Genomic DNA, 23,718 nt, shown 5'->3' with positions numbered 1-23,718 from the left:
ACAGACTAATTCCAATAATTTTTGCCCTTGCCCGCTCTCGTCGAGAATGGTCAATGGCATGCGTATGCCTGATCAAAGCGTCAAGACTACTGACAGAGACCTTGCGCATGCCACTCGCTTTGCTTGCCCTCGCTGTTGCCGCGTTCGGCATCGGCACCACTGAATTTGTCATCATGGGCTTGCTGCCCGACGTCGCCCGCGACCTTGCGGTGAGCATTCCCCACGCCGGGCTGCTGATTACCGGCTACGCCCTGGGCGTGGTGTTCGGCGCCCCGATCCTCGCGATCGGCACCGCCAATATGCCGCGCAAAGCGACGCTGCTGGGCATGACACTGATGTTCATCCTCGGCAACATCCTGTGCGCCCTGGCCCCCAACTACGCCACGCTGATGGCCGCGCGAGTGGTCACCGCGCTGTGTCACGGGGCGTTCTTCGGCATCGGCTCGGTGGTCGCCGCCGGCTTGGTGGCTCCGAACAAACGGGCCCAGGCGATTGCCATGATGTTCACCGGTCTGACCCTGGCCAACGTGCTCGGCGTGCCTTTAGGCACGGCGCTCGGACAATACGCGGGCTGGCGTTCGACGTTCTGGGCAGTGTCAGTGATTGGCGTGATCGCGGCGATCGCGCAGTGGGCCTGGCTGCCAAAGGACATTGCGATGGACAAAGCCAACCTGGCCAGCGAGTTCAAGGTACTGGGCAAGGTCAACGTGTTATTGGCGTTGGGCATGAGCGTGCTGGCGTCGACGAGCCTGTTCAGCGTGTTCACGTATATCGCGCCGATCCTGCAGGACATCACCGGCGTCAGCCCCCATGGCGTCACCATTATGCTGCTGTTGTTCGGCGTGGGTTTGACGGCGGGCAGCATGCTGGGCGGACGACTGGCGGACAGTCGATTGCTACCTTCGCTGGTGGGCATGGCGCTGGCCGTGATGGTGGTGTTGGCCGCGTTCACGCAGACCAGTCACTCGGTCATTCCGGCAGCAATCACCCTGGTGCTGTGGGGGATTTTCGCCTTCGCCCTGTGCCCGATCCTGCAGTTGCTGATCATCGATCAGGCTCACGAGGCACCGAACCTGGGATCGACGTTGAATCAGAGTGCCTTCAACCTCGGCAACGCCGCAGGCGCGTGGATCGGCGGATTGGTCGTCGCCAGTGGCGCGGACCTGGCGGACTTGCCCTGGACCGGCGCGTTAGTCAGCGGATTGACCGTGCTGACCGCGCTGTACTTTATTTATCGGCAACGTCGCGTTGCAACGTTGGCCGATATGCCCGGCTGATCCGGGGAGCAGAGCCCGGTTCAGAAATCTGCTTTTAGCGTGGAGGCATTGGAGACGCACATTGTGCGAATACTTTCCGGACCGTATGGCCGATTAGCCAGTGCCCTCTGAAAAGCTCACGCCAGAGCCTTCAGAACACTTTTTAAACACCCTTGTGAGCAACTGTTGCCAATTGCTGCGCAGGGCTCTGCGCGCACCCAAGTACACCTAAAGTGTCACTTCCCGGATATTCCTCAAGGAAGAGACAAGCATGACCACTCCCATCAGCAGTCCACCGATTACGTCGCACCCTTTGACCGTATCGAACAATGTCGCTCAAGGTTCGCCGAAAAGTCCCGCAGACGAAGATTGGGGCGACTTCATGCAATGCACACAGCGTGAAGGCCAAGGCCGGCTCGAAACGCTGCTGAACTCGTCGACCGGCCGAGAGCTTTCGATCAGCCGTTATGATAACGGCGTGGTGAAAATGGAGCTCAAGCGGCCCGATATCAAAGACCTGGTGCTAAGCGGCGGTGGAGCTAAAGGGGTCGCCTTCTCTGGAGCGGTGAAAGCGCTGGAAGAAAGTGGTCATCTGCACAATATCCGGAACATTCGAGGCTCATCGGCCGGCGCCATTACTGCGGCTTTGCTCGCCAGCGGTATGACACACGCGGAAATCGACAATCTGTTGGACGACATCGACCTTGTGTCGCTGCTCGACAGTCACAGCAAGGTGCTTGAACTTATACAGCGCTTCAGCTCCACCCTTGGTAAAGGCATCGGAAAGATCCCGGGCAAGACCGGCACCATCGGACGGTTGCTGTTCGACCTGCTACCTCGCCTTCAATCCAAAGCCATGCCGCTGGAGGTATTGATCCAGGAGAAAACGGTTCAGTCGACCCTGTCTCGCTTCAGCGAGGCCCTTAACGATCCTCAGCGACAAATCTCGGAGGCGAGCAAAGCCTGCGTAGAAAAAATAAAAACCAACGGCTACGTGACCTTTGGTGATCTGGCGACGCTGAGCAAGGACATGCCGGAAATCAAGCAACTGCACATCACCGGCACCGCCATGTTCGACGGGCGCCCCCAAATGGTGGTGTTCAATGCCAGCCTGACCCCGGATCTGGATGTGGCTCGCGCAGCCCATATTTCAGGTTCATTGCCCGTCGTTTTCCAATCACCTTCGGAACAAGGTCAGCCCTTTCAGCGTAAGGGAGAACGAACTTCCTTTCAGGATGGCGGGATCGTGCTCAACACTCCGATCCAGGGTCTATACGATTCTCAATTCCCCATGAGCGCAATTCCCGAAAGCGATCAGTTAATTCTCAAATTCGAGAGCGAGAATAGCGGTAAAAAAAACGATAGAGGCACACTTCCCTCGAGAGCGATCGACAGGGCCATCGGTGTGGACCACTCGGCCCGAGACGCACAAGAAGACAAAGGCATCAAGGCGTTTAGAGAAGAAACGGTCATCGTTCCCCTGAAAAACGATAAAGGCGACTTCACTACCATGTCGGGAGGCACGATCAACTTCGGCATGCAGAAAGAGCTCAGAAACCTGCTGCAGGAAGACCTGCGTTCTACAGTTGAAGAACACCTGAACAGCCATAACCGCAGCGAAACATACACCTTCAACTCCATTGGTAGCGCGCTACTGGCCCTTGACGATCAATCGTTCAACGAAGCGAGGATTGCGCTGAAAGATCCAGCATCCGAAGCGGTCATCAGTTTCCGACTGCTCGCTCAACAGACGCTGAAAGATTTAAAGCACGCTCTGGATGTCATCTCCAAAGCCAAAGACAAAGAAGAAGACCCAACCAAAAAGAACGCCACACTGGAACTCACCCCAGAACTGCGCGCAGCGATCAATACTCTTGATCAGCTCGGCGACACACCGGCAAAAATCGATTGGTTGGCAAAAAGGCTCAATCACGGAAACCACCCCGATTATATGGAGCTGCTCCAAGCCATTAAACGCATGGATGCCCAAGCGCCAGGGCCAAAGTCTGCTGTCATGACCAAAGCAATCGAGGAAATGGGTATGCGCGATATCAAAACCAAAAGCGAAAACTTCATCCGCGAAGTGATCTTTCCCTCCCTGTATCGTCTCGACCAACCTGATTCAAACGTGAATCTGTTGACCTGGGCAATCGACGACTTGCGACAAGCCAAGACCAGCGAGGATTTCAATGCCGAACTCCGTCGAATTATCAAAAACTATGTCTCACGCAACTTCCCGAACTCGTCGCGTCCTTTCAACTCGACAACGATCGATCAAGCCCGGGCATGGCTGATCCCTGGCTGATAACCGCAGTATCCTTGCCGGTTGGGCGAGCACTGAAGCCTCGCCCGGCTACCTAGCGATCGTCAGGCGCCGGCTCGGTCTTGTTTTCCTGGCTTTTCGGCGGCCCGCTCTCGCTACGAATTTGCGCATGGCTGATCAGCGCGAAGATAAAGCTGCCGCCGACGATGTTCCCCGCCAATGTCGGCCCGGCGAACACTAGCCAGAAATCCTTCCAGGGCAACTCGCCGGCGAACACCAGATACGAAACCTCGGCCGACCCGACCACGATATGGGTGAAATCCCCCAGCGCCATGAGGTAGGTGATGAGGATGATGATCCACATTTTGGCGCTCTCCATGGACGGAATCATCCAGACCATGGTGGCGATCATCCAGCCCGATATGATGCCTTTGGCGAACATCTGGCTGGCGTCGTTCTCCATGATCTTGCGCCCGATGCCGAGGAAAGCCAGGTCGGTTTTACTGTCGAATATCGGCAGGTGCAGCATCACGTATGCCACCAGCAACGTGCCACAGAGATTGCCCACTAGCACTACCGACCACAGCCGTATCAGCCGACCGAAATTACCCAAAGTAGGCTTGGTCATGATCGGCAACACCGCCGTCAACGTGTTCTCGGTGAACAATTGCTGGCGGGCGAGAATGACCGCGAGAAAACCGGCGCAGTAACCGAAGCTGGCGATCACCTTGAAGGCATCGCCGTCCGGCAGGCGGGAATTGAGCAACCCCATGGCCATCAGCGACAAGCCCATGGTCAGACCGGCGGCCAGTGCCGACCACCACAGCGCGGCGACACTGCGCTCCAGCTCCTGATCGCCCTGGGTGCGGATGATTTCATGCAAAACAGCAGCGCGCGGCGGCTGACTCTTCTCGACTTCGTGCTGCTCGTGCGCCGAGAGGTTCGGGGTCTTGCCGTCTTTTGGGGCGTCCATAAAGCTCCTGAACCTGTGGCGTGTCATTTAAGTACGACACGTGCGGTTCGGCGCTGTTCACTGCCCCGTTAAATCATCGGTGACGGGTAGACCGCTTTCGCGAGCAGGCTCGCTCCCACACTTAATCTCGGTCGTACACAAAGTCTGTGTTCACTGAAGATCAAGTGTGGGAGCGAGCCTGCTCGCGAAGGGTGCAACGCGATATCAGTCGTGGATGACATCATCCTGGAACTGGTCTTTGACGTATTTGATCTCGGTCCGGCCGTGAGCGGCGGGCAAGCCGTCTTCACCGAGGTTGACGAAGACCATTTTCTCCACCGTCAGGATGCTCTTGCGGGTGATTTTGTTGCGCACTTCGCAGGTCAGCGTAATCGAGGTGCGACCGAACTCGGTGGCGGTGATGCCCAGCTCGATGATGTCGCCCTGGCGCGAGGCACTGACGAAGTTGATTTCGGAAATGTACTTGGTGACCACGCGCTGGTTGCCCAACTGAACAATGGCGTAAATGGCCGCTTCTTCGTCGATCCAGCGCAGAAGGCTGCCGCCGAACAGTGTGCCGTTGGGGTTTAGGTCTTCGGGTTTTACCCATTTGCGGGTGTGGAAATTCATATTCACTCCTGAGCGTCTTGCCGAATGATCGTGGGCATCATGGCAGAGCCCGACCCAGAGCTCTATCTAGCATCGACTATGGACTCGATTACCGTTCAGACATTGACCTGCAGAAAGGCTTTGGAAGATCAGCATAGCCCGCTATAATCGCCCCCGTTTCAAAACGGTAACGTTCCATTGATACCGTTTTCCCGCCACCTGTCCGAGGGGCGCTGCAGCAGGTATTCCTGTCAGGCTCGGATGGGGCGTTGCTTGGTCGTCATCGACCAGACACTAAACGCACAACGGCGCCCATTCGCATACATTACGAATGGAGGCTCATCATGAGCGCTGTTATCACGCCTGCAGATTTTAACGATTACAAAGTGGCCGACATGTCCCTGGCTGCCTGGGGCCGTCGCGAAACCATCATCGCCGAATCCGAAATGCCAGCCCTGATGGGTCTGCGCCGCAAGTATGCCGGTGAGCAGCCGCTCAAAGGCGCCAAGATTCTCGGCTGCATCCACATGACCATTCAGACTGCCGTGCTGATCGAAACCCTGGTTGCCCTGGGTGCCGAAGTGCGCTGGTCGTCCTGCAACATTTTCTCGACTCAAGACCAGGCCGCTGCCGCTATCGCCGCTGCCGGTATCCCGGTTTTCGCCTGGAAAGGCGAGACTGAAGCAGAGTACGAGTGGTGCCTGGAGCAAACCATCCTGAAAGATGGCGCGCCTTGGGATGCCAACATGATCCTCGACGACGGCGGCGACCTGACCGAGCTGCTGCACAAGAAATACCCGGCGATCCTGGACCGCGTCCACGGCGTGACCGAAGAAACCACCACCGGCGTTCACCGCCTGCTGGACATGCTGGCCAAGGGCGAGCTGAAAATCCCGGCCATCAACGTCAACGACTCGGTGACCAAGAGCAAGAACGACAACAAGTACGGCTGCCGTCACAGCCTGAACGATGCGATCAAGCGCGGTACCGACCACCTGCTGTCCGGCAAGCAAGCGCTGGTCATCGGTTACGGTGATGTGGGCAAGGGCTCCGCTCAGTCCCTGCGTCAGGAAGGCATGATCGTCAAGGTTTCCGAAGTAGACCCGATCTGCGCCATGCAAGCCTGCATGGACGGTTACGAACTGGTTTCGCCGTTCATCGACGGTATCAACAATGGCACCGAAGCCAGCATCGACAAAGCGCTGTTGGGCAAGATCGACCTGATCGTGACCACCACCGGCAACGTCAATGTTTGCGACGCGAACATGCTCAAAGCCCTGAAGAAGCGCGCTGTTGTCTGCAACATCGGCCACTTCGACAACGAAATCGACACCGCTTTCATGCGCAAAAACTGGGCATGGGAAGAAGTGAAGCCACAGGTTCACAAGATCCACCGCACCGGTCCTGGCGCTTTTGACGCTCAGAACGACGACTACCTGATCCTGCTGGCCGAAGGCCGTCTGGTTAACCTGGGCAACGCCACAGGTCACCCAAGCCGCATCATGGACGGTTCGTTCGCCAACCAGGTCCTGGCCCAGATCTTCCTGTTCGGCCAGAAGTACGCCGACCTGTCGCCAGCCCAGAAAGCCGAGCGCCTGACCGTTGAAGTACTGCCGAAGAAACTCGACGAAGAAGTGGCCCTGGAAATGGTCCGCGGTTTCGGCGGCGTTGTGACTCAACTGACCAAGACCCAGGCCGACTACATCGGCGTGACCGTCGAAGGTCCGTTCAAGCCGCACGCTTACCGTTACTGATAGGCCGGCTCTCCTTAATGTAGGAGCGAGCTTGCTCGCGAAAAACGTCAGGGCAACGCGTTTCAGCAGTAAACACGCGTTATCGTTGACGTCCATCGCGAGCAAGCTCGCTCCTACACAGGGAGATTGGCGGTTTGGCCGGCCCTGCCGGTTTTCGTGTTTTCAAGGATATGACCATGTCCCAAGACCGTCGCTACAGTTTCGAGTTCTTCCCTACGAAGACCGACGCTGGGCATGAAAAACTGCTCGCCACTGCCCGTCAGCTGGCGACGTATAATCCCGATTTCTTCTCCTGCACCTATGGCGCTGGCGGTTCGACCCGTGATCGCACCCTCAACACCGTGCTGCAGCTCGAAAGCGAAGTCAAAATTCCTGCCGCTCCGCATCTGTCTTGCGTAGGCGACAGCAAGGACGACTTGCGCGGCCTGCTGGCTCAATACAAAGCGGCCGGCATCAAGCGTATCGTTGCCCTGCGCGGTGACCTGCCGTCAGGCATGGGCATGGCCAGCGGCGAAATGCGCCACGCCAATGACCTGGTTGAATTCATTCGTGAAGAGACCGGCGATCATTTCCACATTGAAGTGGCGGCTTACCCGGAAATGCATCCGCAAGCGCGCAATTTCGAAGACGATATCGCCAACTTCGTGCGCAAGGCCAACGCCGGAGCCGACAGTGCGATCACCCAGTACTTCTTCAACGCCGACAGCTACTTCTACTTCGTCGAGCGGGTACGGGCGATGGGCGTGAACATCCCGATCGTGCCGGGGATCATGCCGATCACCAACTACAGCAAGCTCGCGCGCTTCTCCGACGCCTGCGGTGCGGAAATCCCGCGCTGGATCCGCAAGCAGCTGGAAGCCTACGGCGACGACACCCAGAGCATCCAAGGCTTTGGTGAGCAAGTCATCACCGAGATGTGCGATCGCCTGCTGCAGGGTGGTGCTCCAGGGCTGCACTTCTACACGTTGAATCAGGCGGAAGCGAGCCTGGCCGTGTGGAACAATCTGAAGTTGCCGCGTTAAGCAAAGCAAGATCAAAAGATCGCCGCCTTCGGCAGCTCCTACATTGGAATGTGCATTCCCTGTAGGAGCTGCCGAAGGCGGCGATCTTTTGCGTTTAATGCGCGTTTATTGTGATGCAACACACGGAGATAGAGCTTCTGGATCCCGTTTCTGGCTCTTTCCGGTTTCTCGTCGTAATCTCAAGCCATGCCTTTGATCGCGCAGATACTGACCGTGTTTCTTTTCACTTGCCTGAGCTTCGTCGCTCGGGGCGAGAAGCTGCGTATTGTCACCGAGCCATGGGCGCCCTACGTGTACGAGGAAAACGGCAAATTCCTGGGGTTGGACTACGAAACCACAGCTATCGTCTTCCAACGCTTGGGTATCGAAGTCGAATGGCAGTTCCTGCCGTGGAAACGCTGCCTATCGATGCTCGAAACAGGCCAGGCAGATGGCGCGCTGGATATCTTCCACAGCGATGAGCGCGACGCCACCTTGCTCTACCCCGGCGAGCCACTCTCGGAAGTGGAGTTCGTGATGTTCTACGCCAATGAGCGCCCCCACCCTTTTCGCACCCTGGCCGACCTCAAAGGGCTGACCATCGGCACGTCCCCAGGCTATCTGTATAGCCCGGACTTTCGTGAATCGACGCTGTTCACCCGTGAACCCGCGCCGACCCATGAAGCCAACTTCGGCAAACTGTTGCGTGGGCGGATCGACCTGTTGATCACAGATCGCAGGGTCGGCCAGCACTTGATCGACGAACTGGGCATCCGCGACAAGATTACCGAGAACCCCACCGTCATCAGCCACCAGAGCCAGTTTCTCGCGGTGCGCCGCAATGCGGGGATGGACTTGCTGGTGCAGCGTTTCGGCGCTGAACTCAAACGCTTCAAGCGCGAGCCTGCCTACGCCGAACTGAGCGCGCGTTACGGCGCCGAGCCGGCGACCGAGGTGAAATCCGCAACGGCCGCCACCGCCAGTGGAAAAACCGTTGAGCAGCATGAAAGCAGCGCGCAGTGATTGCTCTGTTATACTCCGGCCTTCCCGCCAGGCTCACGCCCGGACGCTCGGACTCGTTCAAGGCATCTCGACACCGCTACAGCGCAGCTTTTCAGCCCGCGCGAGCACTCCAGATGAGCCTTCGAGGCCCAGCAGGACCGGACGGGATTGCGTCCTCTTAAACGCTATTCGCGCCAGGCAAGACTCCCATTGGGCCAAGCCCTAACTAGAACAGGATTACTCATGTCCTTTGCTTCCCTCGGTCTCTCCGAGGCTTTAGTCCGCGCCATCGAGGCAGCGGGCTATACCGAGCCTACTCCGGTGCAACAGCGGGCTATTCCCGCCGTGTTGCAAGGTCGCGACCTGATGGTTGCGGCTCAGACAGGTACTGGTAAAACCGGCGGCTTCGCCCTTCCGATCCTGGAACGGTTGTTCCCTAACGGTCACCCGGACAAATCCCAGCGTCACGGCCCGCGCCAACCGCGCGTACTGGTCCTGACCCCTACTCGCGAACTCGCCGCTCAAGTGCACGAGAGCTTCAAGGTCTATGCCCGTGACCTGAAGTTCGTCAGCGCCTGCATCTTCGGTGGCGTTGGCATGAACCCGCAGGTTCAGGCCATGTCCCGTGGTGTCGACGTGCTGGTGGCCTGCCCGGGCCGCCTGCTCGACCTCGCCGGCCAAGGCAGCGTCGACCTGTCTCACGTGGAAATCCTCGTGCTGGACGAAGCCGACCGCATGCTCGACATGGGCTTTGTCCATGACGTGAAGAAGGTCTTGGCTCGCCTGCCGAGCAAACGTCAGAACCTGCTGTTCTCGGCGACCTTCTCCAAAGACATCACCGACCTCGCCGGCAAGCTGCTGCACAACCCGGAACGCATCGAAGTCACGCCGCCGAACACCACGGTCGAGCGTATCGAACAGCGCGTCTTCCGCCTGCCAGCGAACCACAAACGTTCGTTGCTGGCGCACCTGATCACCGCTGGCGCCTGGGAACAGGTGCTGGTGTTCACCCGCACCAAGCATGGCGCCAACCGCCTGGCCGAGTACCTGGACAAACACGGCCTCAGCGCCGTCGCGATCCATGGCAACAAGAGCCAGAACGCCCGCACCAAAGCCCTGGCCGATTTCAAGGCCGGTGAAGTGCGCATTCTGGTGGCCACCGACATCGCCGCTCGCGGCCTCGACATCGACCAGTTGCCACACGTGGTCAACTTCGAGCTGCCGAACGTCGACGAAGACTATGTTCACCGTATCGGCCGTACTGGCCGTGCCGGTCGTTCGGGCGAGGCGATCTCGCTGGTGGCTCCGGACGAAGAAAAGCTGCTGAAAAGCATCGAGCGCATGACCAAACAGAAGATTGCCGACGGCAACCTGATGGGCTTCGATTCCAGCGCTGTGGAAGCCGAGAAACCTGAAGTTCGCGAGCGTCCGGATGTGCGTAACCCGCGCAACCCACGCGGCCCGCGCGGCGACGGTCCGAACGGCAGCGGCGGTGGCGGCGGTCGCAAGGACAAAGGCAAAGACAAAGGCGGCAAGGAAAAACCTGCAGCCACTGGCCGCGGCGAGCGCCCGGCACGTGAGCAAAAACCACGCGAAGGCACTCCGGCCCGCGAACAACAGCGTCCGGCGCCACGCGCGGCCGCTGATCGTGCCCCGGACGAGTTCCTGGACGACGACATCGATAACTTCGGCAACCGCGTCGACTACGTGCCGCAGGCCAAACCTGCTCAAGGCCGTGGTCGCCGTCCGGGTGCTCCGGCACAAGGCACGGCAACCGGCGCAGGTGCTCCGCGCACCGGCGGCAAGCCACAGGGTCGCCAAAGCGGTCCCCGCAGCAGCGATGGCGCCACCACCGGCACTCCGCCAGCCAAACGTAGCGGCCCACGTAACGGTGCTCCTCGTGACGGTCAGGCCCGTCGCGAAGAAGGCCGCAACCGTCGCCCGGCACGTGATGATCAGCCGCGTTCGGAACCGGCCGTGCAGAACCCGCGCGGTCCGGCACCGAAGATCATTCACAAGGAGTCGAAAACCGACCGTTTCCCGACTCCCGAGCAACTTGATCAACTGCCAGGCCGTCCTCGCGGCGAAAAACCAGCGCTGCTGACACGCAATCGCTGAGTTTTTCGAGCCATAAAAAATGCCCCTGGTCGCGAGATCAGGGGCATTTTTTATGGCCGACAAAAAATCCTGTAGGAGCGAGCTTGCTCGCGAAAAACCAGAGGGCAACGCGTTTATCCAGAAAACGCGCGTTATCGTTAACGTCCATCGCGAGCGAGCTCGCTCCTACAACGGTAATTTTGTCTGACAAAAAAAACGCCCCCGACCGTGAAGTCTGGGGCGTTTATGTGCGCTGCGAAAAGCTTTTGTAGGAGCTGGCGAAGCCTGCGATCTTTTGATCTTAAAAGATCGCAGCCTGCGGCAGCTCCTACGGTCTCAGCATTACTTCGCTTTGACACCTTCAAACGTAACGTACAGATCAACAGCGTCGGACTGTGGTCCCAGGTCCATCATCGTGCCGAAGTCAGAACGCTTGATGCTGGTAGTGCCCTCGAAGCCGGCACGGTAGCCGCCCCATGGATCCTTGCCTTCACCCAGGAAAGTGGCCTTGACCACGACAGGCTTGGTCACGCCGTGGATAGTCAGGTCGCCGGTCACGTCGGCAGTGTCTTTGCCAGCGGCGTTTTTGCCGGTGGATTTGACGCTGGTGGAGACGAACTTGGCGTCGGCGAATTTGCTCACGTCCAGGAAGTCTTTGCTGGAGATGTGCTTGTCGCGCTCAGCGTTGTTGGTGAACACGCTGGCGGTGTGCACATTGAACTCGATCTTGCTGTCTTCGGGCTTGGCAGCGTCAAAGCTGAACTTGCCGTCGATGTCCTTGAAGGTACCGGTGATGTAGCTGTAACCCAGGTGGCTGATCTTGAAGTTGACGAAGGCGTGCTGGCCAGTCTTGTCAACGACGTAGTCAGCGGCCATTACATTGGCGGACAACAGGGCGGAACCGATTGCCAGAGCGGCGAGAGTCTTTTTCAACATGCTTTGTATTCCTTGGGAGTCAAAATTGAACGTCAGGCTTTGCGACCCAGCATTCGTGTCAGAGTCACATCACGATCGATAAAGTGGTGCTTCAATGCTGCCAACGCATGGAGACCGGAAAAAATGACCAGTACCCACGCCAGGTAGAGATGAATCGCACCGGCGGTATCTGCCTGGTCCGGTAGTCCGGAAACCAGCGCAGGCACTTCAAACCAGTCAAACACCGGAATCCCGACGCCTTCTGCGGTGGAAATCAGGTAACCGGCAATCATCACAGCAAACAGATTGAGATAAAGAAAACCATGGCCGAACTTGGCGCCGAGGCGCGTCAGGCGGCTGTAGCTTTGCAGTGTCGGCGGCGGTGGACTGATGAAGCGCCACAACACACGCAACACCATGAACGCCAGCAATATCAACCCGATGCTCTTGTGGATATCCGGCCCGGCTTTACGCCAAGGGTCGTAGTAACCCAGATCAACCATCCACAAGCCAAGAGCGAACAAGCCGAATACGGCTAGCGCCACACCCCAGTGCAGGAAGATGCTGACCCAGCCGTAGCGTGAAGTAGAGTTACGTAGCTGCATTGCCTAGATCCCTGTGAGTGCTGGCCCAAGACTATCGACTTATCTATCGATTTAAAGCGGAAAATTTCGCTTTGAAATATCGAGAAATACGATCAAGAGTCTGAAATGGCTGAGTTAAGGAAAGATTAAAGGCGCCAAATTGTGAAAAAAAGTGAATACAAACCAAAGAACACCTGTATCAAAAGGTTTATTCGATTTTCTGCTCAGGTTTTTCTCTAGGCAAAAAAAGCGCGGCCCTTGCCTGTCAGTTAAGCCAAACGCGATCTGTAGCAGCTGGCGAAGCCTGCGTTCGGCTGCGCAGCAGTCGTGAAATCAGGCGATGTGGTGTTTCAGGAAGACCGCGCGCACAGGTTTTACGACTGCTGCGCAGCCGAACGCAGGCTTCGCCAGCTGCTACCAAGAGCGTGTTTCGCCAATATTTATGCCATGTAATACATATGTACGGCCATTTCCGTATTTGAACTTGATTGAATGAGCGCTCAACAACTCATTGGTCAAGGTGAAAAATACATGGCTATTACATATACCCCGTTTCAAGCAAGTGGCACGCCGGTGCTGCCTCCCAATCAAACGATGTCGCCGGGGCACTACCTTACGTCCGTGAACGGGCGATTTCGATTGGTATTGCAAGCTGATGGAAATTTGGTCATCAAGGATGGGGAGGCTGTAGTCTGGATTGCAGATGGCAATCAGATTTATAGCAGAACCTTGTATCAGAAAAAAATGCGTGAACCTCTGAAATTTTCGATAAGCAATAATGGCTTTCTTTATGATCCGTCCAGAAGGCGTTTATGGATCGCTGAAAGCACTCATAGCATTGATAAGTCGCTTTGGTACAACACATGTATGGTTATTCAAGATGATGGGAATTTGGTCATTTACGATCAGCGCACGGGAAATCTGTGCTGGGCTCGCTTTGGATTCGTCCCTGGTCGTATTCCAAAGCCAAGCGAACATTTTGTCAAAGTGCTACCGACGGGCACAAAGATTCATGAATGGAAGTTCTCATTAGGCCCACTCTAATTATGATATATGCCTTAGTCATCTAAGGACCTTTGAATACTGGAGGCGGCTGTAAGCAATCGGGACTGTACGGATCTATATCGCATTTATAGGCCAGCTCTTGGTTATATCCTTTAGGAAAAAAATGGCCATTTTCACAACCAGAAAGTGCTATCAATACAACTATTGCTGCTAATGCTTTCATACGCCCTCCAATTTTTTGAAGAGCATAGAATTTTAAGTCAGCCGTCATATATCGTTTCTTTCCGATTACTTTGTGGGAAGCCTCTGATATATCGCTGAAGCGTGTAGGACCGATATTGTGGATTGCACGAGCCCAATGCGCACAGGCAAAGCCGAGATGTCTCATGCTTGATAAATGAGCAAAAAAAAGCGCGGCCCTTGGGCCGCGCTTTTTTACGCCTGAACGTTACTGAGCAGTGGTCTCAGTGGTCGCCGCCGGTTTGGCTGCTGGTTTCTTCGCCGGTTCAGCCTTTTTCGCCGGAGCCTTGGCCGGGGCTTTTTTCGCCTCGGTCTTGGCTGCCGGTTTCTTCGCCGCAGCTTTGGCCGTGGACTTTTTAGCTGGCTCGGCTTTCACCGGCTCAGCAGGCATTGGAGCTTCGACCGGCGCGGGTGCAGGTGTCGGAGCCGGTGCTGGTGCAGGGGCCGGAGCTACTGGTTCAGGCGCCTTGACCGGTTCCGGTTTCTTATCGTCATCCGAGCCGCTGAACAGGTTGCTGAAGAAATTACCTTTCTTCGCTGCCACTGCGCCCGCCGCCGCAACGGTCGCTGCCGGAACAACCTTCGCCGGTTCAAACGACTTGCCTGCCGCCAGGTCTTCAACCTGACTGGCCGCACGTTGACCGGTGCGCAGAGCGCCTTCGAGGGTGCCAGGGTACAAGGTGTCGGTGTGTTCGCCAGCAAAGGTTACACGTTGCAGTGGGCGTTCCCACAAGCGCCAGTACTTGCTGATCTGCCCCGGGCCAAAGGCCAGGTAAGCGCCGCCCATCGAAGGGTCGGTGCTGTAGCGGCGGATTTCATAACCGGTGAACGCACCGCGAGCCTGTGGATAAAACGTGTGCAGGCGGATCAACACCTGATCGACCAGCTGCTTGTCGCCGAAGGCCTGCATCACCCGGGCATTATCGCCGGACAGGTTGATCACCACGTTGGCGCCGCCTTTCAAGGCTGGCTCAACCCACAACATGCCGAGACCGGCGTTGCTGTAGATCTCGCCGGTCATCCGTGCCTTGCTTTCCCACACGGGCGTTTTGAACTTCAGCATGATCTGGTCGCGCCAACCGTAGTTGGTGCCTTTGATGGCGCCCATGTGCTGGGCATCCAGCGACGGGGTCATCTGGATCTTGCTCAATGCGCGCAAAGGCACGGCCACGACGACATAGTCAGCCTGATAGCCAACGCTACCGACTTTGACGGTCACGCCGTCCTTGTCCTGAGTAATGGACGAAACCGGGGCGTTGGTCTTGATGGTTTTCAGCTGTTTAACGAAGGCTTGGGCCAACACCGGGCTGCCACCGAGCAGACGCGAAGCGCGCAGGTCACGGTCAGAGACGCCACGATAAACACGGCTCTGCTGTGCGAAGTACAGCAGCGACAGGCGCGAAGGTTCGTCATAACGGGTACGAATTTGCTGATTCACCAGCTGACGGGCCGTCGCTGGCAGGTTCAGACGATCAAGCCAGCTGGACACAGTGACCTGGTCCAGGGCGAACAGCGTGCTATTGGCGGCCGGGTTCTGCGGATCGTCGATCGAGCGCGCCAGATCATCCAGGGTCTTTTCGTAGCGCTTGAGCGCGTCGGCCGTGGCCGGTTGCTTGGTCGCCAGATCGGCGGCGGTGAAGTACTCGCCATCGATCAGGTAGCTCGGGGTCCGTACGAATTCAGGGGCTGGCGTAGTGCTCAGCTTGAACGTCGAGACGTACTTGTTCAGCACCGGTTGAGTCTTATCGTTGCCGATCCACTCACTGGTGGCCATGCCGGAGCGACCACCCATGCTCGGTTTGGCTTCCAGCAGGGTGACCTGCCAGCCTTTGTTCTGCAGCTCATAAGCAGCAGTCAGGCCAGACAGCCCGCCGCCGATCACGATCGCAGTTTTATCCTTGGCCAGCGCAGACACGCTGAACAGCCCTAACATCACCAGCGCACAGGCGCGCAGCCAACCAGCAGACATTCAGCGAACTCCGGAAATACACGTAGGAAAATACGGTTTTGCGAGTCAGACGACTCAAAGAACCGCGAAGAATACGTCAGCCATCAAAAGGCCGCCAGCAACGTCTATCGACCTATACAAAGTAGCTCAATCGACGCAATGGGTTGTCCCCGCGCGATGCATTGCATAGGCTTGCGCGATTGTTTAACCGCTTACATCGCGGGTAGCCTCGAGGAGACAGAAAATGGGCCTGAATAAACAGTGGATGGAACGCGATCTCGCGGTGTTGTGGCATCCCTGCACCCAGATGAAAGACCACGAACAGCTGCCGTTGATCCCGATCAAGCGCGGTGAAGGCGTGTGGCTGGAAGACTTCGAAGGTAAACGCTACCTCGACGCCGTCAGCTCCTGGTGGGTCAACGTGTTTGGCCATGCCAATCCACGCATTAACCAGCGCATCAAGGATCAGGTCGATCAGTTGGAGCACGTGATCCTGGCCGGCTTCAGCCATCAGCCGGTGATCGAGCTGTCCGAGCGCCTGGTAAAAATGACTCCGGAAGGCCTGACTCGATGCTTCTACGCCGATAACGGCTCGTCCTGCATCGAAGTCGCGCTAAAAATGAGCTTTCACTACTGGCTCAATCGCGGTCAACCGAACAAGAAGCGCTTCGTCACCCTGACCAACAGCTACCACGGCGAGACCATGGCGGCGATGTCGGTGGGCGACGTGCCGCTGTTCACTGAAACCTATAAGGCGCTGCTACTGGACACCATCAAGGTGCCCAGTCCGGATTGCTACCTGCGCCCCGAGGGCATGAGCTGGGAAGACCATTCGCGGCATATGTTCGCCGCCATGGAACAGACCCTGGCCGAGCACCACGACACCGTCGCGGCCGTGATCGTCGAACCGCTGATCCAGGGCGCTGGCGGCATGCGCATGTATCATCCGGTGTATCTGAAGCTGCTGCGTGAAGCCTGCGACCGCTACGGCGTGCACCTGATCCATGACGAGATCGCCGTCGGCTTCGGCCGTACCGGCACGATGTTCGCCTGCGAGCAGGCCGGCATCCGCCCGGACTTCCTCTGCCTGTCCAAGGCCCTGACTGGCGGTTACCTGCCGCTGGCGGCGTGCGTGACGACCGACGATGTCTACAGCGCGTTCTACGACGACTACCCGACCCTGCGCGCCTTCCTGCACTCGCACAGCTACACCGGCAATCCGCTGGCCTGCGCGGCAGCACTGGCGACGCTGGATATCTTCGAAGAAGACAACGTCATCGAGAACAACAAGGCTCTGGCCCAGCGCATGGCCACCGCCACCGCGCATCTGGTGGATCATCCGAACGTGTCGGAAGTCCGTCAGACCGGCATGGTGCTGGCCATCGAGATGGTCAAGGACAAGGCCACCAAGGAAGCGTATCCGTGGCAGGAACGTCGCGGCTTGAAGGTGTTCCAGCATGCATTGGAGCGAGGTGCTTTACTTCGTCCGTTGGGCAGCGTCGTGTATTTCCTGCCGCCGTACGTGATCACCCCGGAGCAGATCGACTTTCTGGCCGAAGTGGCCAGCGAAGGCATCGACATCGCGACCCGTGACAGCGTCAGTGTGTCGGTACCGAAGGACTTCCATCCGGGTTTCCGTGATCCGGGCTGATTGATTTCACTTGAGCTACTTTGGTGCCTGGGCCACCTTCGCGAGCAAGCCCGCTCCCACAGTTGACCGCGTATACCCTGTGGGAGCGGGCTTGCTCGCGAATGAAGTCGGCACCGATTCAGATGATTAACACTTTCCAGAGACCCCGCATGAGACTGTCCCGCTTCTTTATCGACGCCCCCTTGAGCACTGGCGAACACGAGTTGCCCGAGGCCCAGGCCCATTACATCAGCCGCGTGTTGCGCATGGCCGAGGGCGACGCGTTGCAGCTGTTCGACGGCTCGGGCCATGAATTCCGCGCCACCCTGGTGGAAGTGGGCAAGAAGCGCGTCGTGGTGCAAATCGATGAAAGCTTCGCCGGCCAGGTCGAGTCGACGCTTGCGATCCATCTCGGCCAAGGCCTGTCCCGCGGCGAGCGGATGGACTGGGCCATTCAGAAAGCCACCGAACTGGGCGTGACTGAAATCACCCCGATCTTCAGCGATCGCTGCGAAGTCCGCTTGAAGGACGAGCGGGCCGACAAACGCCTGATGCACTGGCGTCAGGTGGCGATCAGCGCATGCGAGCAATGCGGGCGTTCACGGGTGCCGGTGATTCATCCGCCGCTGCTGTTGGCGGACTGGTTGAAGCAGTCGGACGCTGAGTTGAAGCTGGTGCTGCATCCGGTGGCTGAGCCGTTGGTGAGTCATGCGAAACCGGCGACGTTGGCGTTTTTGATCGGGCCTGAAGGTGGGTTGTCGGAGGCTGAGGTTGATCAGGCCAAGGCTAACGGTTTCCATGCCGCCCGCCTCGGTCCTCGCGTGTTGCGCACAGAGACCGCGCCGGTGGTGGCATTGGCGGTGGCCCAGCAGCTTTGGGGCGACTTCTAATGCGCCTTCGCGAGCAAGCCCGCTCCCACAGGTGTACGCGTTCCAATGTGGGAGCGGGCTTGCTCGCGAATGGCCGCGACGCGGTCTACAGGACATAAAACAGCGCCTGATCCTTCCCCCCCTCTACGCGGGGACGATCCTCCAGGAACTATTGCACCGGATCACTCACCGGTTTAGCAATGATCGCCTTGAGTTCGCTGGTCATCGGGAACTCAAGATTCAGACCTTTCGGTGGGATCGGTTGTTCGAACCAACGCTGGTAGATGCTGTTGATTTCTCCTGAGCGATACAACTCGCCCAACGCGCCGTTGACCAGCGCCAGGAATTGCGGATCATCCTTGCGCACCATGCAGCTGTAGATTTCTCGCGATTGCTCCTCACCAACCACCACCCAGTTATGCGGATCGCGGGCCTTGGCGCGCTCACCGTAGAGCAGCGCGTCGTCCATATAGAACGCCACCGCCCGGCCGGATTGCAACATCTGGAAGGCTTCACCGTGGTCCTTGGCACTGATCACGAACATATCGACTTTGTGATCGATGTTGTAGCTCTTGAGAAACCGCTCGTTGGTGGTGCCAGCGGTGGTCACAACGTTCTTGCCGCGCAGGTCGGCGAAACTCTTAATGCCGCTGTCCTTCGCCGTGAGCAATTGCCCCTTCACATAAATAAACCCGTAGGAAAACGCCACTTGCTGCATGCGCTCGGCAGTCACGCCCGTTGAACCGCATTCAAGGTCGACAGTGCCGTTCTGCACCAGCGGAATACGCGTTTGCGAGGTCACCAGGTTGTACTTCACCTTCAGATCCGGCAGCTCAAGTTTTTGTTTGATACGCTCGACAATCTTGCTCGCCAGATCGACCGAATATCCCATCGGTTGCCCCGTGTGATCACCCACATAGGAGAACGGCACCGACGCGTCGCGATAGCCCAGCGTGATGCTCTTGGCATTGGCAACCTTGCTCAGCGTGCCGGTCAGCGGCGCTTCGTTGGCCTGGACCTGGCTGGCGAGCAGCAGGCCGAGGGTGCAGCCGATCAACGTGATTTTTTGCATTGTTATTCTCCGTTGTGGGTCAGTCGATTAGCGGCGGGCGGCAATCACGGTGATTTCCACCAGAACCTCTGGACGGGCCAGCTGCGCCTGCAAGGTGGTGCGGGTCGGCGCCTGACCCGGCGACAACCACCGCGACCAGACCTCGTTCATGGCGGCGAAATCGCGGCCAATGTCGTTCAGGTAAATGGTCGCGTTGAGCAGATGATCCTTGTCGCTGCCAGCTTCGGCCAACAACGCATCGATTTTCGCCAGTACTTCGGCGGTTTGGCCGGTGACGTCGGCGCTGTCACCTGGAACCTGTCCCGAGAGAAACACCAGATCGCCATAAGTCACCGCACCAGAAAGGCGGCTGTTGCTGTTGATACGGTTGATGCTCATCGGTTTTTCCTTTTCAAGTCAGGCGACGCGGGGGGCGAGGCCCTGCATTTCGATTGAAGGTGTGCGCCGGGCGATCAACTCGCTGAGCAACCGGGCGCTGCCACAGGCCAGGGTAAAACCCAGGGCGCCATGACCGAGGTTGAGCCACAGGTTGCGGTACGCCGTGGCCCCGATCAACGGCACGCCGCTGGGGGTGGCCGGGCGCATGCCGGCCCATTCGATGACGGCGTCGTAATCGCCGGCATTGGGCAAGGTTTCCTGCGCCTGGCGCTTGATCAGCGCCAGACGTTTGGGGTCGAGCGCCGGGTCGAAACCAACAATGTCGACCATCGCCGCCACGCGCAGTTGGTCACCGATGCGGGCGTAAACGATCTTGCGGTTGTAATCGGTGATGCTCAGGTCCGGCGCGCGGTGTTCGGCGCGGATGGGCAAGGTCAGGCTGTAGCCCTTGAGCGGATACAGCGGCAGGTTCATGCCCGGTAACGCCAGCGCCGGACTGCGATGACCGGCGGCAATCACCAGTTGCTCGACCGGCAGCACCTGCGAACCCATTTCTATGGCCTGCACCGCGCCGTTCGTGTGGCGAATGCCGGTGACCTTGCGCCCCAGCAAAAACTCGCAACGCCCCGACGCCTGGAGCCGAGCCAGCAGTTGCTGGCAGAAAGCATGGCAATTGGCGACTTCTTCATCGGGGGTATAAATCGCGCCCACAAACGGCGCCTCGGCGAGTGCAGGCTCTAACTGCGCGCATTCGGCCCGCGACAGCACGTGCTGCTGTCGTGGATCGGCCCGGCTATGGCGAGCATGTTCAAAACTGACGGTTTCACGAAATGTCACCAGTTTGCCGTTGCGCCGCCAGTCGAAACCGTCGAGGCGGTCTTCGTCGCGCCAGCCTTGCAGCGTGGACTGGCTCAGCAGCGCCAGACGCAGCAGGTGCGCGCTATTGCGCTGATTCACCGAGCGACGGCAGGCTGCCAGAAAGGACGCCATCCAGCGCCATTGCGCCGGGTCCAGGCGCGGACGCAGCTTCAGTGGCGAGTCACCGCGCAGCATCCAGCCAAGCGCCTGCAACGGCACGCCTGCATCGGCCAGGGGCGCGACGTAACGGTAGGACAACTGGCCGCCGTTGGCGAAACTGGTCTCGCTGCCCAGGGAATCCCGCGACTCGATCAGCGTCACGTCAATGCCTTCTCGCACCAGTGCATAAGCTGTCGTCAATCCGATGACGCCCCCTCCGATGATGCAAACTCGCTGAGCCATGTCTGTCCTTAACCGTTGTTGAAGCAGGCCTCAGGTTAGGACCAGGTGACAGGCGTTGAACAATGCATAAAGATGGCTATCCCATAAACAAAGGTTATGGACTTGCCATGCGATTGCGACATATCGAGATTTTCCAGGCTATTCGCCAGACCGGCTCGGTCAGTGGCGCCGCGCAGTTGCTACACGTGTCGCAGCCGGCGGTGAGCAAAGTTCTGCAGCACGCCGAACAGCAACTGGGCTTTGCGTTATTCCTGCGAGTGCGCGGTAAATTGCAGGCTACGCCTGAAGCGCTGGAGCTTGAGCGCGAGGTCGACAAGGTCACCGAAAGCCTGCAAGGCGTGCGACGTCTGGCCCAGAGCCTGCGCCGCGAGCCGGGCCACAGTGTCCGGATCGGCGCCATCCCGGCGCTGGCCTTGTCGTTACTGCCGCCGACAATCAACGAATGGACGCAGCGCTACCCGGAAATTGCCTGCGAACTGTCCAGCGCCCACAGCCGTGAGCTGATGCAGAATTTGTTGATGCGCGAAGTCGATATCGCGCTGACCTTGCAACCACCCGATCATCCCGGCCTGAAGGCACAAGTGCTGGCCCGCGGGATGTTGGTGGCGCTGGCGCCGACCGGTTATTGGGCCGATGACAGCCTTGGTCAACCGCTACCGTTGAGCGAACTGGCCGGTGCGCCGCTGATCGGACTGTCCAGCGCCGACCCGCTGGCGGCCAGACTCGACAGCTACCTTGAGGCAGTCGATCCGCCACCTCGGGTAAGCATCGCCGTACAGACCTATTCGCTCGCGCGGGCGATGGTTGAATCCGGTGCCGGGCTGGCAGTGATCGATCCGTTTACCGCGCTCGGCGCATCCCCGGCCACCACGGCGATTAGGCCTCTGGCGCCAGCGTTACCGATCACTTTATATGCGGTAATCCGCGCCGACGAACCGCCGCCCCATACCTTGAGCGACTTGTTGCAAGTGTTCAGCCGACGGGCGCAGGCGCAACTGGATCGCTTGATCCCGTAAAGGCCTCAAAGGACATAAAACATAATCGCCACAAAGTGCAGCAAACTCCCGGCAATCACGAACAAATGCCAGATCCCGTGCGCATGCCGCAGGCGATGATCGAGGGCAAAAAAGATGATGCCGACGGTGTACAAAACCCCGCCCGACGCCAGCCAGGCAAACCCGGTGCTGCCCAAGGCCGCCAGTAACGGCTTGACCGCTACCAACACGATCCAGCCCATCACCGCGTAAATCACGATCGACAGAATCCGCGCTTCCGAACGCGGTTTGATCTCTTGCAGGATACCGATCAGCGCCAGCCCCCAGACAATTCCGAATAACGTCCAGCCCCACGGCCCGCGCAACGTCACCAGGCAAAACGGCGTGTAGCTGCCGGCAATCAACAAGTAGATCGAAAAGTGATCGACCTTTTGCATGATCGCTTTTTTGCGCCCGCGCACGCTGTGGTAAACGGTCGACGCGCTGTACAGCACCAATAAGGTAAAACCGTAAATCGCCACGCTGACGATTTTCCACGGACTGCCGTCGATGCTGGCGATTACCAGCATCCAGACCACCCCGACGCACGCCGCCACTGCCCCGACCAAATGCGTCCAGGCGTTCAATTTTTCCCCGTGATACATGTGCTGCTCCCTCAAAATCCAACACAACAGTGCGCAAGGCTCAGGCCTCAAGCGTAAAAGCGCAATGTTTCAGAACACAAATCCCCCATCGGACTGGCGGACTCTCGCACTGTAGGAGCTGCCGAAGGCTGCGATCTTTTGATCTTGATTTTTAGGGTCGTTGAAAATGCCGAAGATCAAGATCAAAAGATCGCAGCCTTCGGCAGCTCCTACAAAGGTCCGTGTATACCGTGCACAATCGAGCCATTCGAATAAGAGTCCGCCCCATGTTGATCGACGAAGAGTTGACCCTGAAAAAGCTCGAGGTGTTCCTGGCCTTCATGCGCACCGGCAATCTGGCCCGGGCCGCCGCCGAGTTGCAGACCAGCAACGTCAGCGTGCACCGCGCTATCCACTCTCTGGAGAGCGCCCTGCGTTGCCCGCTGTTCAAACACGAAGGCCGCAACCTGACGCCACTGGAGAGCGCTTATGTGCTGGAAGAGCGGGCGCAGAAGCTGATTCAGGACGTGGTCGAAACGGTGCGCCTGACGCGTGAAGCGGCCGGGTTCTCGGCTGAACGCTTCAAGCTGGGGTCGCTGTATTCACTGACGGTGAAGACCGTGCCGCAGCTGATCATGGGCCTGAAAATCCGCCGCAGCGAACTGAATATCGACCTGATCCTGGGGTCGAATTTCGACCTGTTCTACAAGCTCAAGAACATGGAAGTCGACGCGATCCTGGTGTCGCTGGACGACAGCGTAAACGACCCGGATTGCGAGCAGATTCCGCTGTTTTCCGATGACATCTTTCTCGCGGCCCCGGCGGATTCGACCTTTGCCCAACGCACTGAAGTTGACCTGGCCGAAGTGCGCGACGAGACGTTCATCACCCTGACTCAGGGCTTCGCCACGCACCAGGATAGCAATCGGGTATTCAAGCAGGCGGGGTTTGAGCCAAAGGTGGCCATGCAGGTCAACGACATCTTCACCCTGCTGAGCATGGTCAGCTCGGGTGTGGGTTATGCGTTGCTGCCCGGCAGAATTGCAGCGGTATATGAGAACCGGGTGAAGCTGATTCCGTTGCAGGAACGGTACCGGTTGAAGCAGCACATTGGGGTGGTGTTCTTGAAGGCCAAGGAGCGGGACCCGAACTTGCTGGCGTTGCTGGCGGAGTGTCGGATGTATGCCAATCGCCAGGCCTGACAGACCGGGGCGCGCCCTTCGCGAGCAAGCCCGCTCCCACAGGAGAATACATTCCAATGTGGG

General features: G+C 58.3%; 21 protein-coding genes and 1 riboswitch. Of the genes, 11 read left to right on the top strand and 10 right to left on the bottom strand.

The window, feature by feature from the left end:
• Window positions 1-107 precede the first annotated feature (107 nt).
• Both JFU37_RS14365 and JFU37_RS14360 read left to right on the top strand, forming a co-directional pair.
• Complete coding sequence (locus JFU37_RS14365; RefSeq protein ID WP_201115897.1) at window positions 108-1,277, top strand: MFS transporter; 1,170 nt, start codon at window positions 108-110, stop codon at window positions 1,275-1,277.
• A 250-nt stretch (window positions 1,278-1,527) separates the two neighbouring features.
• Window positions 1,528-3,561 (top strand): patatin-like phospholipase family protein, encoded by a 2,034-nt coding sequence (locus JFU37_RS14360; RefSeq protein ID WP_201115896.1) that lies wholly within the window; start codon window positions 1,528-1,530, stop codon window positions 3,559-3,561.
• Between the two features lie 52 nt (window positions 3,562-3,613).
• On the opposite strand, the gene JFU37_RS14355 is transcribed toward JFU37_RS14360, so the two are convergent.
• Window positions 3,614-4,492 (bottom strand): formate/nitrite transporter family protein, encoded by an 879-nt coding sequence (locus JFU37_RS14355; RefSeq protein ID WP_201115895.1) that lies wholly within the window; start codon window positions 4,490-4,492, stop codon window positions 3,614-3,616.
• 204 nt (window positions 4,493-4,696) lie between these two features.
• Entirely contained in the window at window positions 4,697-5,101 is a 405-nt protein-coding gene (locus JFU37_RS14350; RefSeq protein WP_201115894.1) for an acyl-CoA thioesterase, read from the bottom strand.
• 198 nt (window positions 5,102-5,299) lie between these two features.
• Window positions 5,300-5,401: riboswitch (S-adenosyl-L-homocysteine riboswitch) on the top strand.
• Window positions 5,402-5,424: 23 nt separating this feature from the next.
• On the opposite strand from JFU37_RS14350, the gene ahcY reads away from it, so the two are divergent.
• The 4 genes from ahcY (at window position 5,425) to JFU37_RS14330 (ending at window position 10,955) form a co-directional block, all read left to right on the top strand.
• A complete protein-coding gene (gene ahcY, locus JFU37_RS14345) occupies window positions 5,425-6,834 on the top strand; it encodes an adenosylhomocysteinase (protein WP_033060420.1) in 1,410 nt (469 codons plus the stop codon).
• Between the two features lie 176 nt (window positions 6,835-7,010).
• Entirely contained in the window at window positions 7,011-7,856 is an 846-nt protein-coding gene (gene metF / locus JFU37_RS14340; RefSeq protein ID WP_201115893.1) for a methylenetetrahydrofolate reductase [NAD(P)H], read from the top strand.
• A gap of 186 nt (window positions 7,857-8,042) precedes the next feature.
• Window positions 8,043-8,858: a substrate-binding periplasmic protein gene (locus JFU37_RS14335; RefSeq protein ID WP_201115892.1), complete on the top strand. Its 816-nt coding sequence runs from the start codon at window positions 8,043-8,045 to the stop codon at window positions 8,856-8,858.
• 222 nt (window positions 8,859-9,080) lie between these two features.
• Entirely contained in the window at window positions 9,081-10,955 is a 1,875-nt protein-coding gene (locus JFU37_RS14330) for a DEAD/DEAH box helicase (RefSeq protein ID WP_201115891.1), read from the top strand.
• A 321-nt stretch (window positions 10,956-11,276) separates the two neighbouring features.
• On the opposite strand, the gene JFU37_RS14325 is transcribed toward JFU37_RS14330, so the two are convergent.
• Window positions 11,277-11,870, bottom strand: a complete 594-nt coding sequence (locus tag JFU37_RS14325) for a YceI family protein (RefSeq protein ID WP_201115890.1) — start codon at window positions 11,868-11,870, stop codon at window positions 11,277-11,279.
• 32 nt (window positions 11,871-11,902) lie between these two features.
• The gene (locus tag JFU37_RS14320) at window positions 11,903-12,454 is read right to left on the bottom strand and encodes a cytochrome b (protein ID WP_201115889.1); all 552 of its coding nucleotides are present in this window, start codon (window positions 12,452-12,454) and stop codon (window positions 11,903-11,905) included.
• Between the two features lie 471 nt (window positions 12,455-12,925).
• Here JFU37_RS14320 and JFU37_RS14315 point away from each other — a divergent pair, with 471 nt between their 5' ends.
• Window positions 12,926-13,477 (top strand): hypothetical protein, encoded by a 552-nt coding sequence (locus tag JFU37_RS14315; protein ID WP_242485727.1) that lies wholly within the window; start codon window positions 12,926-12,928, stop codon window positions 13,475-13,477.
• Window positions 13,478-13,499: 22 nt separating this feature from the next.
• On the opposite strand, the gene JFU37_RS14310 is transcribed toward JFU37_RS14315, so the two are convergent.
• Together JFU37_RS14310 and JFU37_RS14305 are read right to left on the bottom strand one after the other, a co-directional pair.
• Entirely contained in the window at window positions 13,500-13,709 is a 210-nt protein-coding gene (locus JFU37_RS14310; protein WP_201115888.1) for a hypothetical protein, read from the bottom strand.
• 177 nt (window positions 13,710-13,886) lie between these two features.
• Window positions 13,887-15,647 (bottom strand): flavin monoamine oxidase family protein, encoded by a 1,761-nt coding sequence (locus JFU37_RS14305; protein ID WP_201115887.1) that lies wholly within the window; start codon window positions 15,645-15,647, stop codon window positions 13,887-13,889.
• Between the two features lie 223 nt (window positions 15,648-15,870).
• On the opposite strand from JFU37_RS14305, the gene JFU37_RS14300 reads away from it, so the two are divergent.
• The gene (locus JFU37_RS14300; protein ID WP_201115886.1) at window positions 15,871-17,277 is read left to right on the top strand and encodes an adenosylmethionine--8-amino-7-oxononanoate transaminase; all 1,407 of its coding nucleotides are present in this window, start codon (window positions 15,871-15,873) and stop codon (window positions 17,275-17,277) included.
• A 149-nt stretch (window positions 17,278-17,426) separates the two neighbouring features.
• Window positions 17,427-18,146, top strand: a complete 720-nt coding sequence (locus tag JFU37_RS14295) for a 16S rRNA (uracil(1498)-N(3))-methyltransferase (RefSeq protein WP_201115885.1) — start codon at window positions 17,427-17,429, stop codon at window positions 18,144-18,146.
• Between the two features lie 148 nt (window positions 18,147-18,294).
• On the opposite strand, the gene JFU37_RS14290 is transcribed toward JFU37_RS14295, so the two are convergent.
• The 3 genes from JFU37_RS14290 to JFU37_RS14280 are packed head-to-tail and all read right to left on the bottom strand — an operon-like array spanning window position 18,295 to window position 20,835.
• Window positions 18,295-19,197 (bottom strand): transporter substrate-binding domain-containing protein, encoded by a 903-nt coding sequence (locus tag JFU37_RS14290; protein ID WP_201115884.1) that lies wholly within the window; start codon window positions 19,195-19,197, stop codon window positions 18,295-18,297.
• A gap of 27 nt (window positions 19,198-19,224) precedes the next feature.
• A complete protein-coding gene (locus tag JFU37_RS14285) occupies window positions 19,225-19,575 on the bottom strand; it encodes a RidA family protein (RefSeq protein ID WP_201115883.1) in 351 nt (116 codons plus the stop codon).
• An 18-nt stretch (window positions 19,576-19,593) separates the two neighbouring features.
• A complete protein-coding gene (locus JFU37_RS14280; protein WP_201115882.1) occupies window positions 19,594-20,835 on the bottom strand; it encodes a D-amino acid dehydrogenase in 1,242 nt (413 codons plus the stop codon).
• Between the two features lie 107 nt (window positions 20,836-20,942).
• Between JFU37_RS14280 and JFU37_RS14275 the strand changes: the two genes are divergently transcribed.
• On the top strand, window positions 20,943-21,851 hold the full coding sequence (locus JFU37_RS14275) for a LysR family transcriptional regulator (RefSeq protein WP_201115881.1): 909 nt from the start codon (window positions 20,943-20,945) through the stop codon (window positions 21,849-21,851).
• Window positions 21,852-21,856: 5 nt separating this feature from the next.
• Here the strand turns inward: JFU37_RS14275 and trhA are convergent, their stop codons facing one another.
• Window positions 21,857-22,474, bottom strand: a complete 618-nt coding sequence (gene trhA / locus JFU37_RS14270) for a PAQR family membrane homeostasis protein TrhA (RefSeq protein ID WP_201115880.1) — start codon at window positions 22,472-22,474, stop codon at window positions 21,857-21,859.
• Between the two features lie 266 nt (window positions 22,475-22,740).
• Here trhA and JFU37_RS14265 point away from each other — a divergent pair, with 266 nt between their 5' ends.
• Window positions 22,741-23,655, top strand: a complete 915-nt coding sequence (locus JFU37_RS14265; protein WP_201115879.1) for a LysR family transcriptional regulator — start codon at window positions 22,741-22,743, stop codon at window positions 23,653-23,655.
• Window positions 23,656-23,718 lie beyond the last annotated feature (63 nt).

Origin of the sequence: Pseudomonas sp. TH41 (assembly GCF_016650695.1) — a bacterium.
In the GTDB taxonomy this organism is placed as follows: Bacteria; Pseudomonadota; Gammaproteobacteria; order Pseudomonadales; family Pseudomonadaceae; genus Aquipseudomonas.
The sequence above is the reverse complement of the archived record's forward strand: the minus strand, read 5'-3'. Positions and strand labels throughout refer to the sequence as shown.

Bases quoted from the DNA above. Each gene is read 5' to 3' on its own strand.
- JFU37_RS14275 (WP_201115881.1), top strand. From the start codon at position 20,943: ATGCGATTGCGACATATCGAGATTTTCCAGGCTATTCGCCAGACCGGC.
- JFU37_RS14360 (WP_201115896.1), top strand. From the start codon at position 1,528: ATGACCACTCCCATCAGCAGTCCACCGATTACGTCGCACCCTTTGACC.
- JFU37_RS14290 (WP_201115884.1), bottom strand. From the start codon at position 19,197: ATGCAAAAAATCACGTTGATCGGCTGCACCCTCGGCCTGCTGCTCGCC.
- JFU37_RS14325 (WP_201115890.1), bottom strand. From the start codon at position 11,870: ATGTTGAAAAAGACTCTCGCCGCTCTGGCAATCGGTTCCGCCCTGTTG.
- metF (WP_201115893.1), top strand. From the start codon at position 7,011: ATGTCCCAAGACCGTCGCTACAGTTTCGAGTTCTTCCCTACGAAGACC.
- JFU37_RS14305 (WP_201115887.1), bottom strand. From the start codon at position 15,647: ATGTCTGCTGGTTGGCTGCGCGCCTGTGCGCTGGTGATGTTAGGGCTG.
- JFU37_RS14330 (WP_201115891.1), top strand. From the start codon at position 9,081: ATGTCCTTTGCTTCCCTCGGTCTCTCCGAGGCTTTAGTCCGCGCCATC.
- JFU37_RS14355 (WP_201115895.1), bottom strand. From the start codon at position 4,492: ATGGACGCCCCAAAAGACGGCAAGACCCCGAACCTCTCGGCGCACGAG.
- JFU37_RS14335 (WP_201115892.1), top strand. From the start codon at position 8,043: ATGCCTTTGATCGCGCAGATACTGACCGTGTTTCTTTTCACTTGCCTG.
- JFU37_RS14350 (WP_201115894.1), bottom strand. From the start codon at position 5,101: ATGAATTTCCACACCCGCAAATGGGTAAAACCCGAAGACCTAAACCCC.
- JFU37_RS14285 (WP_201115883.1), bottom strand. From the start codon at position 19,575: ATGAGCATCAACCGTATCAACAGCAACAGCCGCCTTTCTGGTGCGGTG.
- JFU37_RS14365 (WP_201115897.1), top strand. From the start codon at position 108: ATGCCACTCGCTTTGCTTGCCCTCGCTGTTGCCGCGTTCGGCATCGGC.
- JFU37_RS14300 (WP_201115886.1), top strand. From the start codon at position 15,871: ATGGGCCTGAATAAACAGTGGATGGAACGCGATCTCGCGGTGTTGTGG.
- JFU37_RS14315 (WP_242485727.1), top strand. From the start codon at position 12,926: ATGAGCGCTCAACAACTCATTGGTCAAGGTGAAAAATACATGGCTATT.
- JFU37_RS14295 (WP_201115885.1), top strand. From the start codon at position 17,427: ATGAGACTGTCCCGCTTCTTTATCGACGCCCCCTTGAGCACTGGCGAA.
- JFU37_RS14280 (WP_201115882.1), bottom strand. From the start codon at position 20,835: ATGGCTCAGCGAGTTTGCATCATCGGAGGGGGCGTCATCGGATTGACG.
- ahcY (WP_033060420.1), top strand. From the start codon at position 5,425: ATGAGCGCTGTTATCACGCCTGCAGATTTTAACGATTACAAAGTGGCC.
- JFU37_RS14265 (WP_201115879.1), top strand. From the start codon at position 22,741: ATGTTGATCGACGAAGAGTTGACCCTGAAAAAGCTCGAGGTGTTCCTG.
- trhA (WP_201115880.1), bottom strand. From the start codon at position 22,474: ATGTATCACGGGGAAAAATTGAACGCCTGGACGCATTTGGTCGGGGCA.
- JFU37_RS14320 (WP_201115889.1), bottom strand. From the start codon at position 12,454: ATGCAGCTACGTAACTCTACTTCACGCTACGGCTGGGTCAGCATCTTC.
- JFU37_RS14310 (WP_201115888.1), bottom strand. From the start codon at position 13,709: ATGACGGCTGACTTAAAATTCTATGCTCTTCAAAAAATTGGAGGGCGT.